Origin of the sequence: Nocardioides dokdonensis FR1436 (assembly GCF_001653335.1) — a bacterium.
In the GTDB taxonomy this organism is placed as follows: domain Bacteria; phylum Actinomycetota; class Actinomycetes; order Propionibacteriales; family Nocardioidaceae; genus Nocardioides; species Nocardioides dokdonensis.
The window spans coordinates 621,579-634,771 of sequence record NZ_CP015079.1 but is presented as its reverse complement, the minus strand read 5'-3'; the positions used below and the strand labels follow the sequence as shown (position 1 = coordinate 634,771).

Annotated in this window: 14 protein-coding genes; 8 read left to right on the top strand and 6 right to left on the bottom strand. The window is 72.4% G+C overall.

The window, feature by feature from the left end; translation table 11 throughout:
* The first annotated feature begins 61 nt into the window (after positions 1-61).
* From I601_RS03050 to I601_RS03035, 4 genes are read left to right on the top strand one after another with little or no spacing between them, the layout of a single operon-like run.
* The gene (locus I601_RS03050; RefSeq protein ID WP_068106280.1) at positions 62-1,270 is read left to right on the top strand and encodes an acyl-CoA dehydrogenase family protein; all 1,209 of its coding nucleotides are present in this window, start codon (positions 62-64) and stop codon (positions 1,268-1,270) included.
* A gap of 34 nt (positions 1,271-1,304) precedes the next feature.
* On the top strand, positions 1,305-2,108 hold the full coding sequence (locus I601_RS03045; protein ID WP_068106276.1) for an SDR family oxidoreductase: 804 nt from the start codon (positions 1,305-1,307) through the stop codon (positions 2,106-2,108).
* A 4-nt stretch (positions 2,109-2,112) separates the two neighbouring features.
* Complete coding sequence (locus tag I601_RS03040) at positions 2,113-2,730, top strand: TetR/AcrR family transcriptional regulator (protein WP_068106273.1); 618 nt, start codon at positions 2,113-2,115, stop codon at positions 2,728-2,730.
* A 1-nt stretch (position 2,731) separates the two neighbouring features.
* Positions 2,732-3,895 carry an acetyl-CoA C-acetyltransferase gene (locus tag I601_RS03035; protein WP_068106270.1) on the top strand — a complete coding sequence of 388 codons (1,164 nt, stop codon included), beginning with the start codon at positions 2,732-2,734 and terminating at the stop codon, positions 3,893-3,895.
* A 65-nt stretch (positions 3,896-3,960) separates the two neighbouring features.
* Here the strand turns inward: I601_RS03035 and I601_RS03030 are convergent, their stop codons facing one another.
* From I601_RS03030 to I601_RS03010, 5 genes are all read right to left on the bottom strand, one after another.
* On the bottom strand, positions 3,961-4,620 hold the full coding sequence (locus I601_RS03030) for a maleylpyruvate isomerase family mycothiol-dependent enzyme (RefSeq protein WP_218917741.1): 660 nt from the start codon (positions 4,618-4,620) through the stop codon (positions 3,961-3,963).
* A gap of 178 nt (positions 4,621-4,798) precedes the next feature.
* Positions 4,799-5,866 (bottom strand): NAD(P)H-dependent flavin oxidoreductase, encoded by a 1,068-nt coding sequence (locus I601_RS03025; RefSeq protein ID WP_068106267.1) that lies wholly within the window; start codon positions 5,864-5,866, stop codon positions 4,799-4,801.
* Positions 5,863-6,642 carry a CoA-transferase subunit beta gene (locus I601_RS03020; protein WP_068106264.1) on the bottom strand — a complete coding sequence of 260 codons (780 nt, stop codon included), beginning with the start codon at positions 6,640-6,642 and terminating at the stop codon, positions 5,863-5,865. The genes I601_RS03025 and I601_RS03020 overlap by 4 nt, the downstream gene beginning before the upstream one ends.
* Positions 6,639-7,508: a CoA transferase subunit A gene (locus I601_RS03015; protein ID WP_068106261.1), complete on the bottom strand. Its 870-nt coding sequence runs from the start codon at positions 7,506-7,508 to the stop codon at positions 6,639-6,641. Before I601_RS03015 ends, I601_RS03020 begins: the two co-directional genes overlap by 4 nt.
* A 32-nt stretch (positions 7,509-7,540) precedes the next feature.
* Positions 7,541-8,305: an enoyl-CoA hydratase family protein gene (locus I601_RS03010; RefSeq protein WP_068106258.1), complete on the bottom strand. Its 765-nt coding sequence runs from the start codon at positions 8,303-8,305 to the stop codon at positions 7,541-7,543.
* Between the two features lie 120 nt (positions 8,306-8,425).
* On the opposite strand from I601_RS03010, the gene I601_RS03005 reads away from it, so the two are divergent.
* The 4 genes from I601_RS03005 (at position 8,426) to I601_RS02990 (ending at position 12,573) form a co-directional block, all read left to right on the top strand.
* On the top strand, positions 8,426-9,184 hold the full coding sequence (locus tag I601_RS03005) for an SDR family oxidoreductase (protein ID WP_068106255.1): 759 nt from the start codon (positions 8,426-8,428) through the stop codon (positions 9,182-9,184).
* A 68-nt stretch (positions 9,185-9,252) separates the two neighbouring features.
* Positions 9,253-10,134: an SDR family oxidoreductase gene (locus tag I601_RS03000; RefSeq protein WP_068106252.1), complete on the top strand. Its 882-nt coding sequence runs from the start codon at positions 9,253-9,255 to the stop codon at positions 10,132-10,134.
* Between the two features lie 139 nt (positions 10,135-10,273).
* Entirely contained in the window at positions 10,274-11,821 is a 1,548-nt protein-coding gene (locus tag I601_RS02995; RefSeq protein ID WP_068106249.1) for an FAD-dependent oxidoreductase, read from the top strand.
* A complete protein-coding gene (locus tag I601_RS02990) occupies positions 11,818-12,573 on the top strand; it encodes an SDR family NAD(P)-dependent oxidoreductase (protein WP_068106245.1) in 756 nt (251 codons plus the stop codon). The genes I601_RS02995 and I601_RS02990 overlap by 4 nt, the downstream gene beginning before the upstream one ends.
* A gap of 22 nt (positions 12,574-12,595) precedes the next feature.
* Here I601_RS02990 and I601_RS02985 read toward each other — a convergent pair whose 3' ends face one another.
* The gene (locus tag I601_RS02985; protein WP_218917740.1) at positions 12,596-13,192 is read right to left on the bottom strand and encodes a TetR/AcrR family transcriptional regulator; all 597 of its coding nucleotides are present in this window, start codon (positions 13,190-13,192) and stop codon (positions 12,596-12,598) included.
* Position 13,193: the final 1 nt, after the last annotated feature.

Below are 13,193 nucleotides of genomic sequence, written 5' to 3'. Positions count from 1 at the left end.
TGGTCAAACCAAACAAGTGCTTGCTAGGGTAGCCTAGCGCCTGTCCGTCGAGAGGAACACCATGGACCTGACCTACTCCACAGAGGAGCAGTCCTTCCGGGCCGAGGTGCGCGCCTGGCTGCAGGACCACCTCACCGGTGACTTCGCCGCGCTCAAGGGGCTCGGTGGCCCCGGCCGCGACCACGAGGCCCACGACGAGCGGCTCGCCTGGAACCGGCACCTCGCCGCGCACGGCTGGACCGCGCTGGGCTGGCCCGAGGAGTACGGCGGGCGCGGCTTCAGCCTCATGCAGCAGGTGATCTTCCACGAGGAGTACGCCCGCGCCGACGCCCCCGCCCGCGTCAACCACCTGGGCGAGGAGCTGCTCGGGCCCACCCTCATCGCCTTCGGCACCGAGGAGCAGAAGCAGCGCTTCCTGCCACCGATCGTCGCGGTCGAGGAGCTGTGGTGCCAGGGCTACTCCGAGCCCGGCGCCGGCTCCGACCTCGCCAACGTCTCGACCAGGGCCCGCCTCGAGGCCGGCCCCGACGGCGACCAGTGGGTCATCGACGGGCAGAAGGTCTGGACCTCGCTGGCCCAGTTCTCCCAGTGGTGCTTCGTCATCGCCCGCACCGAGCCCGGCTCGCAGCGGCACCAGGGGCTGTCGTTCCTGATGGTGCCGCTGGACCAGGACGGCGTCGAGGTCCGCCCGATCGAGCAGATCACCAGCGGCTCGGAGTTCAACGAGGTCTTCTTCACCGGCGCCCGCACCGACGCCGACCTCGTCGTCGGCGAGCCCGGCCATGGCTGGGGCGTCGCGATGGGCCTGCTCGGCTTCGAGCGCGGCGTCTCCACGCTGGGCCAGCAGGTCGGCTTCGCCCGCGAGCTCGAGACCGTCGTCGAGCTGGCCCGCAGCAACGGCGCGTACGACGACCCGGTGCTGCGCGACCGCCTGGCCCGGGCCGCCGTCGAGCTCGACGTGATGCGGGTCAACGCGCTGCGCGGGCTCTCCGCCCTCACCGCCGGCTCCGACTCCTCCGCCGGGGGAGGAGCCGGCTCGATCGCCAAGCTGGTCTGGGGCGGCTGGCACCGCCGGCTCGGCGAGCTGGCGATGGAGGTCGCCGGTGCCGACGGGCTCACCGCCCGAGGAGCGCCGTACGACCTCGACCCGCTGCAGCGGCTCTTCTTATTCTCGCGGGCCGACACGATCTACGGCGGCAGCGATGAGGTGCAGCGCAACATCCTCGCCGAGCGCGTCCTCGGGCTGCCTCGCGAACCCCGTCCCGCCTGACCTCCGCTACTCACCCACCACCCCAGGGAGCCTGATGACCGCCGAACGCCCCGAGCAGCCCGTCCCCGACTACGTGCCCGGCCACGACCTGCTGGCCGGGAAGGTCGTCGTGGTCACCGCCGCGGCCGGCGCCGGCATCGGTGCCGCGGTCGTGCGGCGCGTCCTCGAGGAGGGCGCCAAGGCCGTCGTCTTCAGCGACACCCACGCGCGCCGCCTGGCCGAGGCCGAGGAGGCGCTGGCCGCCGAGTTCGGCGCCGAACGCGTGCGGCAGCTCGTCTGCGACGTCACCGACGACGCCCAGGTCACCGCGCTGCTCGACGCCGCCGAGGAGTTCGGCGGCGTCGACATCATGATCAACAACGCCGGCCTCGGCGGCACCGCCTCCGTGCTCGAGATGACCGACGAGCAGTGGAGCCGGGTCCTCGACATCACCCTGACCGGCACCTTCCGCTGCGTGCGGGCCGCCGGCCAGCGGATGTCGCAGGCGGGCAAGAAGGGCGTCATCGTCAACAACGCCTCCGTCATCGGCTGGCGCGCCCAGGAGGGCCAGGCCCACTACGCCGCGGCCAAGGCCGGCGTGATGGCGCTGACCCGCTGCTCGGCCATCGACCTGGCCCCGCACGGCATCCGCGTCAACGCCGTCTCGCCGAGCCTGGCGATGCACCCGTTCCTGGCCAAGGTGACCTCCGACGAGCTGCTCCACGAGCTCAAGCAGCGCGAGGCCTTCGGTCGCGCCGCCGAGCCGTGGGAGGTCGCCAACGTGATGGTGTTCCTGGCCAGCGACTACGCGTCGTACATGACCGGCGAGGTCGTCGCCGTCAGCAGCCAGCAGGCCTGACCCGGTGGCTGCCGAGACCGCCAAGGCGACCCGACGCGAGCAGCTGCTCGCGATCGCGGCCGGGCTCTTCGCCGAGAAGGGCTTCAAGAACACCACCGTGCGCGACATCGCGGATGCCTCGGGCATCCTCTCCGGCAGCCTCTACCACCACTTCGACTCCAAGGAGTCGATGGTCGACGAGATCCTCTCGACCTTCCAGGAGGAGCTCTTCGCGGCCTACGACGCCGTGCTGGCCAGCGACGCGGAGTCGCGCGCCAAGATCGAGCGTGCGGTGCGGCTGTCGTTCGAGGCCATCGACCAGCACCCGCACGAGGTCGCGATCTTCCAGAACGACGCCGGCTACCTCGGCGCCTTCGAACGGTTCGGCTACCTCGCCGAGCGCAACGCGCAGTCGCGCGAGGTGTGGGTCGCCCTGCTCACCGAGGGCGTCGCGGCCGGCGCGCTGCGCCAGGACCTCGACATCGAGCTGACCTACCGCTTCATCCGCGACACGGTCTGGGTCGCGGTCAAGTGGTACCGCCCCGGCGGCAGGCACAGCCACACCGAGGTCGCCGACCAGTACCTCACGATCCTCCTCGACGGCATCTCCACCACCACCCCGCAGCTCCACGAAAGGCCCTGACATGTCCGAGTCCTACATCATCGACGCCGTCCGCACCCCGGTCGGCAAGCGCGGGGGCTCCCTGGCGGGCGTGCACTCCGCCGACCTCGCCGCCCACTCGATCGCCGCGCTCATGCGGCGTACCGGCGTGGACCCGGGGGCCGTCGACGACGTGATCCTCGGCTGCTGCGACACGATCGGCTCGCAGGCCGGCGACGTCGCGCGCACCGCCTGGCTGGTGGCCGGTCTGCCCGACCACGTGCCCGGCGTGACCATCGACCGCCAGTGCGGCTCCTCGCAGCAGGCCGTGCACTTCGCGGCCCAGGGCGTCATGTCCGGCACCCAGGACCTCGTGGTCGCCGGCGGCGTGCAGAACATGTCGGCCATCCCGATCTCGGCGGCCATGATCGCGGGCCAGCAGTACGGCTTCAGCACCCCCTTCGCGGAGTCGCCGGGCTGGCTGGCGCGCTACGGCGACCAGGAGGTCAGCCAGTTCCGCTCGGCGCAGATGATCGCCGAGAAGTGGGACATCAGCCGCGAGGACATGGAGCGCTTCGCGCTCACGTCGCACCAGCGCGCCCTCGCCGCGATCGCCGACGGCCGCTTCAAGGCCGAGATCGAGCCGGTCACGCTGCCCGACGGCACCGTGGTCGACACCGACCAGTGCCCCCGCGAGACCTCGATGGAGAAGATGGCGGGCCTGCAGCCGCTCGAGCCCGGCGGCCGCATCACCGCTGCCGTGGCCTCCCAGATCTGCGACGGCTCGGCCGCGCTGCTGCTGGCCTCCGAGGCGGCCGTCGCCGAGCACGGGCTCAAGCCCCGCGCCCGCGTGCACCACCTCTCGGTGCGCGGCGACGACCCGGTCTGGATGCTCACCGGCCCGATCCGCGCCACCGAGCACGCGCTGGCCAGGACGGGCCTCTCGATCGAGGACATCGACCTCTTCGAGTGCAACGAGGCCTTCGCCTCGGTCGTGCTGGCCTGGATGAAGGAGACCGGCGCGCCGCACGAGAAGGTCAACGTCAACGGCGGCGGCATCGCCCTGGGCCACCCCATCGGCGCCACCGGCGCCCGCCTGATGACCACCATGCTGGGCGAGCTCGAGCGCACCGGCGGCCGCTACGCCCTGCAGACGATGTGCGAGGGCGGCGGCCAGGCCAACGTCACCATCATCGAGCGCCTCTGACCCAGGAGCGCCACCGCGACCCGGCCCAGATGTCACCCTGACCCGGCCTGGGACGGACTGCCGGATCAGCGTGGCAGCAGGGCCAGCCCCGGGCCGGTGAGGTGGGGCACCGAGGCAGTCTCGCGCGCCGTCGTGAGCAGGAGCAGCGAGCCGAGCGGAGCCTCGACCAGGGGGCCCGAGCCGAGCACGACGTCGGCGTCGCTCGCGACCAGTGAGACGCCCGCCAGCCTCCTGCGGGCGTGGAAGGGCCAGCCCATCTGCCAGGCCCGGTGCAGGGCGTCGAGACCGGCCCCCGACGGCACCGGAAGCTGTCGTCCCAGCGGCACCGCGATGTCCTGGGTGTGCACCAGCACGTCGAGGAGCACGTTCGCCGCGTTGGTGACCCGGGGCATCGAGCGGGACGTCGCACGCGTGCGCAGCGTCCGGACGATCTCGTCGGTGGGCCGCCCCGCCCAGGCGACGGCGACCTCGCGCCCGAACGCCCACAGGTCGCCGCGCGCCCTGACCAGGCCGGTCATGATCTCCCACGTCCCCGGCTCGCCGGCCGGGGTCATGGCCACGTGTGCCGCCACGTCCCGCACCCGCCACCGGCTGCACAGCGACGGCCGCTCCCACTCCTCGGGCGTGAGGTCGGCCAGGAGCCCGGCCAAGGCGATCCGGGCGGCCGCGATCTCCACCCAGCGCTGCTCGGGGTCCAGGCCCTGGGGGGAGCGGTCGCTGTCCACGGCAGCCTCCTACGCGCATCGGAGACTCCTTCTGAGCGTGCGCCCGCCCGGCGCGCTGCGCAAGAGGCCCGGCCGAGTCACGCCCGGGTGGGGAGACAGATGAGCCGAGTCGGCCCGACATGCGGGCCGACTCGGCGGGACATCTGCGCCGGGTCAGTGCGACATGTGGGCCGACTCGTCAGGCGAGGAAGCCGGCGGTACGACGCAGCGAGGCCGCGGCCTCGGTGACGACCCGGTCGATCAGCGCCTCACAGGTCGGCAGGTCGTCGAGCACGCCGACGACCTGGCCCGAGGCGAGCACGCCCGCGGAGGTGTCGCCGTCGACGAGGCCGGCCTTGAGCATCGTCGGGGTGTTGGCGGCCAGCGTCATCTGGGCCAAGGTGCGGCCCTGGGTCTTCTTCATGGACCGGCCGTCCTTGGCCAGCTCGAGCCAGGACATGCCGCTGGTGCGCTTGAACTCCAGGGTGCGGCGCATCGTGGGGGCCAGGCGCTTGACGGCGCTGGTCTCCTCGATCTCCTCCACCAGCGGGGTGCGCAGCATCCGGTGCGGCATCCCGTCGACCTTGGCGGTCACCACGGTGCCGTTGACGTCGTGGGAGAGGTAGAGCTCCTTGACCGCCTGCGGCACCGCGCTGTCGGCGGTGAGCAGGAAGCGGGTGCCCATCCCGATGCCGGCGGCGCCGTAGCCCAGTGCGGCCGCGAGACCGCGACCGTCGAAGAAGCCACCGGCCGCGACGACGGGGATGTCGACCGCGTCCAGGACGCTGGGCAGCAGCAGGGTGGTGGGCACCGAGCCGGTGTGGCCACCGCCCTCGCCGCCCTGGATCATCACCGCGTCGGCGCCCCACGAGGCCACCTTCTCGGCGTGGCGGGGCAGCCCGACCGACGGCATGACCACGATGCCGTGGTCCTTGAGCTTCTTGATCAGGTCCTGCTTCGGCGCGAGCGCGAAGGAGGCGACCTTGACGCCGTGCTTGATCAGCAGGTCGCAGCGGTCCGAGGCGTCGCCCGCGTCGGCGCGCAGGTTCACGCCGAAGGGCTGGTCGGTGCGGCCCTTGACCTCGATGATCGCCTTCTCGAGCTCCTCGTAGGTCATCGTGGCGCTGGCCAGGATGCCCAGGCCGCCGGCGTTGGCGGTGCCGCTGACCAGCCGCGGACCCGCGACCCAGCCCATGCCGGTCTGCACGACGGGGTGGCGCACGCCGACCAGGTCGGTCAGCGCGGTGCGCAGCTGCTGCTCGATCACGGGTTCACCACCGGGGCCTCCACCGGCTTGACCTCGCGGTCGCGCAGGGTCCTGGGGTCGATGACCTCGCGGATCAGCACCAGCTCCTCGGTCGTGGGGGAGCGGGTCTCGACCACGTCGGCGCCGATCTCGAGGTCGAAGCCGGTGGCCTCGCGCACCTCGTCGACGGTGACGCCCGGGTGCACCGACAGCAGCCGGACCGTGTCGCCGGCGCCCTTGACGTCGAGGACGGCGAGGTTGGTGACGATGCGGTGGATGTCGTTGTACTTCGACGCCCCGGCCCCGGCCGCCTTGGCGTTCTTGGGCCCGACGCCGGAGACGATGTCGACGGCCTCGACGAAGACCCGCGGGGAGTGCTTGGGCACCCAGTACGACGTCCGGTTGTTGACGGTGTTGCCGGGGGCGCCGCGCACGCCGAGGAGCTGGCGCTTGGGCTGGGCGAAGTCGCCGATGGCGGAGATGTTCTGGTTGCCGTGCTTGTCGACCTGGGTGGCGCCCATCATCACGTGCCGCTTGCCGTAGGCGACCACGTCGAAGACCTTGGGGAAGGGGATCCAGCCCTCGACCACGTCGCCCTTGGCGAACAGCGGGGGCACGCCGGCCAGGAACAGCGACTCGGAGTCGGAGATCACCAGGTCGGGGTTCGAGGTCAGCTTGGCCAGCCGGACCCCGAGCATCGGCAGCATGCCCATGGGGCTGGCGAAGATCTCGCCGTCGTCACGGAACGCGTCGGCGATGGCTGCGGCGCAGACCTCGGCGCGGGAAAACTCGCTCACTTCTCCTCCTCCTGGGCGAAGGCCTGCACTGCGGCCTGGTAGGCGTCCTCGTCACCGGCGAGGAAGCGCTGCTCGAAGGCGGCCCACTCCTCGTCGGAGCCGGACGCCGCGGCGGCGTACGCCTTCTGGAACAACTCGTCGCGCTCGTAGTCGGGCGTGCACGTGGTGAAGTGCGCGCCGTTCGGCGCCTCCACGACGCCGCTGACCATCATCCGGCTCAGCAGCAGGCGCTGGACCGGGGTGTCGACGGTCAGGCCGGCGGTGTCGGTGATCTGCTCGACCGACACGTACGCCTTGTCGGCGGCCATGCAGAACAGGTCGTCGAAGTACGGGTCAGGACCCAGGTACGTCGCGTTGCCGTGCTTGTCGGCCCGGTTCAGGTGGACCAGCGCGACGTCGAGGGTCAGCGCCGGCATCGCGACGAGCTCCTCGTGCACGCCGTCGGCGTCGGGGTAGGGGCTGGTGACGGTCTTGAGGTGCGGGTTGTTGACCAGCACGTCGGAGCCGAGGCCCGCCCGCATCGGGAGGAACGGCAGCCGGTGGGCCGCTGCGCGCAGGCCCTCCTGGAACAGGCCCTCGTCGAGCTCGACGACCTCGGCGATCTCCTTGTTCTGGCGGGCGCGCTGGAAGTTGGGCTCCAGCGGCACGGTGTCGAGGGAGACGAACGCGTAGACCAGCTTGCGCACCTTGCCGGCACGCACGAGCAGGCCGACGTCGGCGCCGCCGTAGCTCACGATCGTGAGGTCCTTCAGGTCCGAGCGCAGGATCGCGCGGACCAGGGCCATCGGCTTGCGCCGCGGTCCCCACCCGCCGATCCCGATGGTCATGCCGTCGCGCAGCTCAGCGACCACCTCGTCGATGGTCATCCGCTTGTCGCGGGGTCCTGTTCTCCTGGGGCTCACTGGTGTGCCTTTCCTGCCTTGTCGGTGCCCGCGAACCCGTCGCGGAGCTCGTCGGCCACCCCGGCGAGGTTGAGCTCCATGGTGAAGCCCTGCTCGAACCGGTAGCTCTTGTTGACGTCGATGGGGTCGATCCCGTTGAGGGCCTCCTTGGCCGCACGGATCACCCGGGTGTCCTTCGCCGCGATCTCGCCGGCGACCGCCAGGGCGGCCTCGTCGAGCTCGTCGCGGGGGACGACCTCGAGGACCGAGCCGAACTGCACCAGGTCGGCGGCCTTGATGGTGCGGGCGGTGAAGTAGAGGGTGCGCATCATGTGCTGCGGCACCAGCCGCGCCATGTGGGTCGCGGCGCCGAGCGCGCCCTGGTTGACCTCGGGCACGCCGAAGTAGGCGTCCTCGCTGGCCACGATGCAGTCGGCGTTGCCGACCAGGCCGACCCCGCCGCCCAGGCAGTGCCCGTGCACGGCCGCGACGACCGGTACGGCGCACTCGTAGACGGCCTTGAAGGCGGCGTAGCAGCCCTTGTTGGCGCCGATCAACGCGTCGAAGCCGGTGGTGTGCTGCATCTCCTTGATGTCGACGCCCGCATTGAAGCCGCGGCCCTCGGCGCGCAGCACGACCACGTGGGTGTCCATGTCACGGCTCGCCTCGTCGAGGGCCGCGGCCACGTCGTACCAGCCCTGGACCGTCAATGCGTTGACCGGAGGATGCTGCATCGTCACGACGCGGATGCCGTCGGCTCGCAGCTCGGAGGTGATCGCCATGGGGTGCCTCTCACAGGGGACGAGTGGGTCGCGCAGTGGGTCGTACGGTGCACGACCTAGCATTTGCTTGGTACCCTAACACTTGCTTGGTCCGCCTGCCCCCGACCGAAGGACACCTCGATGAGCGTCACCCTGGACCTGACCGACCGGGTCGTCCTGGTCACCGGCGGGAGCAAGGGCATCGGCCGCGCGATCGCCGAGGCCTACGTCGCCGCCGGCGCGCGGGTCGTCACCTGTGCCCGCTCTGGGGCCGAGCCGCTGGCCGGCACCCGGCACGTGACCTGCGACGTGCGCGACCCCGACGCGGTCACGGCGATGGTCGAGGACGTCGCCGCCACCGAGGGTCGCCTCGACGTGGCCGTCAACAACGCCGGTGGGGCGCCGTACGCGCTGGCCGCCGACGCCTCGCCGCGCTTCCACGCGAAGGTGATGGACCTCAACTTCTTCGGACCGCTGCTCGTCGCCCAGGCCGCCAACAAGGTCATGCAGGGCCAGGACAGCGGCGGCGCGATCGTCAACATCTCCTCCATCAGTGCGCTGCGTCCCTCGCCGGGCACGGCCGTGTACGGCGCCGCCAAGGCCGGCGTCGACTCGCTGACCGCCTCGCTCGCGATCGAGTGGGCCCCCAAGGTGCGCCTCAACAGCGTCAACGTCGGGCTGTGCCGCACCGAGCTGACCGGCGACCACTACGGCGGCGACGCCCAGGTCGCGGCCATCGAGGCGACGATCCCACTGGGCAGGATGGCCCGCCCCGGCGAGGTCGCCTCGGTCGCGCTGTTCCTCGGCTCCGACCTGGCCTCCTACGTCAGCGGTGCCACGCTGGCCTGCCACGGTGGCGGGGAGCCCCCCGTGTTCCTCACCGCGGTCCAGAACGCCTGATCCCCGCACCCTGATCCCCGCACCCTGAACCCTCCTCCCGAACCCACCCGCTGACCCAAGGAGCACCCGTGAAGAAGATCCTCGAAGGACGCGTCGCCATCGTGACCGGCGCCGGCCGCGGCATCGGCCGCGCCCACGCGCTCGAGCTCGCCGCCCAGGGCGCCGCGGTCGTCGTCAACGACTTCGGCGTCTCCCTGGCCGGTGAGGGCGACGGTGAGACCCCCGCCGACTCCGTGGTCGCGGAGATCGAGGCGGCCGGCGGCCGCGCGGTCGCCAACGGCGCCGACGTCGCCGACTTCGACCAGGCCGAGGCCATGGTCCGCCAGGCCATCGACACCTTCGGCGGGCTCGACGTCCTCGTCAACAACGCCGGCTTCGTGCGCGACCGGATGCTGGTCAACACCTCCGAGGAGGAGTGGGACGCGGTCGTGCGGGTGCACCTCAAGGGCCACTTCGCCCCGCTGCGCCACGCCGGCGCCTACTGGCGCGCCGAGGCCAAGGAGGGCCGCCAGCGCGCGGCCCGGGTCATCAACACCTCGTCGGGCGCCGGGCTGCAGGGCTCGATCGGGCAGACCACGTACTCCGCAGCCAAGGCGGGGATCGCCGGCATGACGCTGGTCGCCGCCGCCGAGATGAGCCGGTACGGCGTCACCGTCAACGCGATCGCGCCCGTCGCGCGCACCCGGATGACCGAGGGTGCCTTCGACACCTCCGCCATGCCCGACCCGGCCGACAACTCGCCCGTCGTCGCCTGGCTCGCCTCCGAGGAGGCCGGCGACGTCACCGGTCGCGTCATCGAGATCGAGGGCGGCAAGGTCACGGTCGAGAACGGCTGGACCCACGGCCCCGCCGAGGACCTGGGTCGGCGCTGGGAGACCGCCGAGGTCGGCACCCGGCTGCGGGCGCTGATCGAGCAGGCCCCGGCCCCCGAGAAGGTCTACGGCAGCTGACCCCCTGCCCCGCGCACGCCCCTGTCCCGCACAGCGGGAGAGGGGCGTGCGACGTCTGTCACCTGCTGCGACGTTGACCGGCACAGGTGTGACCGTGCGAGGCGGTCGCCCCGACCGCCGACTGCGACGAAGGACTGGGATGACTGTGAGCCGGGACGACAGCTGGGACGAGGAGCACGACGTCGTCGTCGTGGGATCGGGTGCGGGAGCCCTGACGGGCGCCTACCTGGCGGCCCGCGACGGGCACGACACCGTGGTGCTGGAGAAGGCCGGTCGGCTGGGCGGGACATCGGCGTACTCCGGCGCCGCCTGCTGGCTGCCCGGCAGCGAGGTCCAGCAGCGGGCCGGCAGCGCCGACTCGTCGCAGTCGGCGCGTGACTACCTCACCGCGGTGCTGGGCGGCTCCGAGCCGGAGAAGGTGGAGGCGTTCGTGGCCACGGCGCCCGGCCTGGTCGCCGAGCTCGAGAAGGACCCGGCGCTCGAGTTCCGGCTGCAGCCGTTCCCCGACTACTTCGACGCCGCAGGCCGCGTGCCCATGGGGCGCTCCATCGTGCCGCTCGAGATCGAGCAGGCCGACCTGGGGGAGCTGCTCGCGCTGGTCCGTCCCCCGGTCGAGCGCGACCGCGAGGGGCTGGGCCACGCCGAGGGCGCCCAGCTCGTCGGCGGCCGGGCCCTGATCGGGCGGCTGCTGCTCGCCTTCGACCGCACCGGCAGCGGCGAGGTCCGGACCGGGCACGCGGTCACCGAGCTCGTCACGGACGGCGAGCGCGTCGTCGGCGTGGTCGCCCAGACCCTCGACGGACCACGGCGCATCGGCGCTCGGCGCGGGGTGCTGCTCGGCTCGGGAGGCTTCGAGCGCAACCAGGAGATGCGCAGCGCCCACGGGGTGCCCGGCGCGGCCGACTGGGCGATGGCCCCGGCCGGCACCAACACCGGCGAGCCGATCGAGGCCGCCGTCGCCGTCGGCGCCGCCACCGAGCTGATGGACCAGGGCTGGTGGTGCCCCGGCATCGCCCACCCCGACGGGTCCGCGGCGTTCACCCTCGGCTTCCGCGGCGGCGTCGTCGTCGACGCCACCGGCAACCGCTTCGCCAACGAGTCGCTGCCCTACGACCGGATGGGTCGCGAGATGTTCGCCGAGCCCGGTCACGTGCCGGCGTGGTTCGTCTTCGACGCCCGCTCCGGCGGCGACCTGCCGGCGATCTCGCTCCCGCCGCGCAGCCCCGCCGAGCACCTCGAGTCCGGCACCTGGGTGCAGGCCCCGACCCTCGAGGAGCTCGCCGGGGCCACCGGCCTGCCCGCGGACGCGCTCACCGCGACCGTGCAGCGCTTCAACGGGTTCGCCGAGCAGGGCCGCGACGAGGACTTCGGTCGTGGCGACGACGAGTTCGACCGCTTCTTCGCGATCGGCACGGGGCCCAACCCCGCGCTGGTCCCGCTCGACCAGCCGCCGTACGTCGCCGCCAGGCTCGTGCTCTCCGACCTCGGCACCAAGGGTGGGCTGCGCACCGACACCTCGGCCCGCGTGCTGCGCGAGGACGGCACCGTGATCGCCGGCCTGTACGCCGCCGGCAACGCCAGCGCCTCGATGGCCGGCGCGTTCTACCCCGGGCCCGGCATCCCGATCGGCACCGCCATGGTCTTCAGCGCCCTGGCCGTGCGCGACATGCTCGACGCGTCGCTATGACGGGCACGACCGAGTGGTCGGACCGCGTCGGCGTGGTGACCGGTGGCGCCGCCGGGATCGGCCGCGCGATCGTGGGCGCCCTGGTGGCCGAGGGGTGCCGGGTCGTGGTCGTCGACCGTGACGAGCAGGCCGGCGCCGCGGTGGTGGCCGAGCTCGGCGAGCGCACCCGGTTCATCGGCGGCGACGTCGCCGACCCCGCGACCGCCGACCGGGCGGTGGCGGCCGCGGTCGAGTCCTTCGGGCCGCCCGCCATGCTGGTCAACGTCGCCCAGGCCTCGAGGCAGGCACCGCTCCTGGAGCAGGACCGCGCCGACTTCGACCTCGCGCTCGGGACCGGGCTGCACGCCACCTTCAACTTCATGAAGGCCGCGCACCCGCACCTGCTCGAGACCGGCGGCTCGGTGGTGAACTTCGCCTCCGGGTCCGGGCTGACCGGGATGCCGACCCAGGCGTCGTACGCCGCGGCGAAGGAGGCCGTCCGTGGCCTGAGCCGGGTGGCCGCGCAGGAGTGGGCGGGTGACGGGATCCGGGTCAACGTCGTCTGTCCGATCGCCGCGACCGGCGGGGTGATGGCCTGGGCGGAGCGCTTCCCCGAGGAGTACCAGGGGATCGTCGCGAAGAACCCGATGGGCCGGTGGGGCGACCCCGACCAGGACGTCGCGCCCGTGGTCCTGTTCCTGCTCAGCGACGCCAGCCGCTACATGACCGGTCAGACGCTGATGGCCGACGGCGGCGCGACCATGCTGCGCTGAGGTCGCCCGATCGGGACCTCGATCACCCCTGGGGCGGGCGCGGGGTGAAGCCGCTCAGGAACAGCGTGGCGACGAGGTCGGCGAAGTCCGCGGTCGAGTACTGGGCACGGTTCGGCCAGTGCATCGTCGCCCACAGGCTGTCGCGCAGCGAGCGGTAGAAGATCTCGGCGGGGACGTCGTCGCGGAAGGTGCCGTCCGCGATGCCCGCGCTGATCGCGGCCAGCCAGAAGCCGCGGATCTCGCGGGACGTCCTGTCGACCGGGTCGAGCAGCCCGTGCTCGCGCAGGTACTGCCGGTCGTTCTGGTAGATCGCCGTCGGGTGCGGGTGCCGCTCGATCGTCAGCAGCGTGGCGTGGACGAGGCCGCGCACGGTCTCCTCGGGCGAGGTCGACGTCCCGGCGACCTCGCTGAAGCGTGCGTGGATGTCGTCCATGAAGCCCGCCAGGACCTCGGCGATGATCGCGTTCTTGGACTTGAAGTAGTGGTAGAGGCTCCCCGAGAGGACCCCCGCGGCGTCACCGATGTCGCGGACGGTCGTCGCGGTGACGCCCCGGGTCGCGAAGAGCTCCGCTGAGACGGCCATGATCTGGGCCCGGCGCTCGGGCAGTGCGGCTCCCACG

Bases quoted from the DNA above. Each gene is read 5' to 3' on its own strand.
- I601_RS03035 (WP_068106270.1), top strand. From the start codon at position 2,732: ATGTCCGAGTCCTACATCATCGACGCCGTCCGCACCCCGGTCGGCAAG.
- I601_RS02995 (WP_068106249.1), top strand. From the start codon at position 10,274: ATGACTGTGAGCCGGGACGACAGCTGGGACGAGGAGCACGACGTCGTC.
- I601_RS03015 (WP_068106261.1), bottom strand. From the start codon at position 7,508: ATGACCATCGACGAGGTGGTCGCTGAGCTGCGCGACGGCATGACCATC.
- I601_RS03050 (WP_068106280.1), top strand. From the start codon at position 62: ATGGACCTGACCTACTCCACAGAGGAGCAGTCCTTCCGGGCCGAGGTG.
- I601_RS03045 (WP_068106276.1), top strand. From the start codon at position 1,305: ATGACCGCCGAACGCCCCGAGCAGCCCGTCCCCGACTACGTGCCCGGC.
- I601_RS03010 (WP_068106258.1), bottom strand. From the start codon at position 8,305: ATGGCGATCACCTCCGAGCTGCGAGCCGACGGCATCCGCGTCGTGACG.
- I601_RS02990 (WP_068106245.1), top strand. From the start codon at position 11,818: ATGACGGGCACGACCGAGTGGTCGGACCGCGTCGGCGTGGTGACCGGT.
- I601_RS03005 (WP_068106255.1), top strand. From the start codon at position 8,426: ATGAGCGTCACCCTGGACCTGACCGACCGGGTCGTCCTGGTCACCGGC.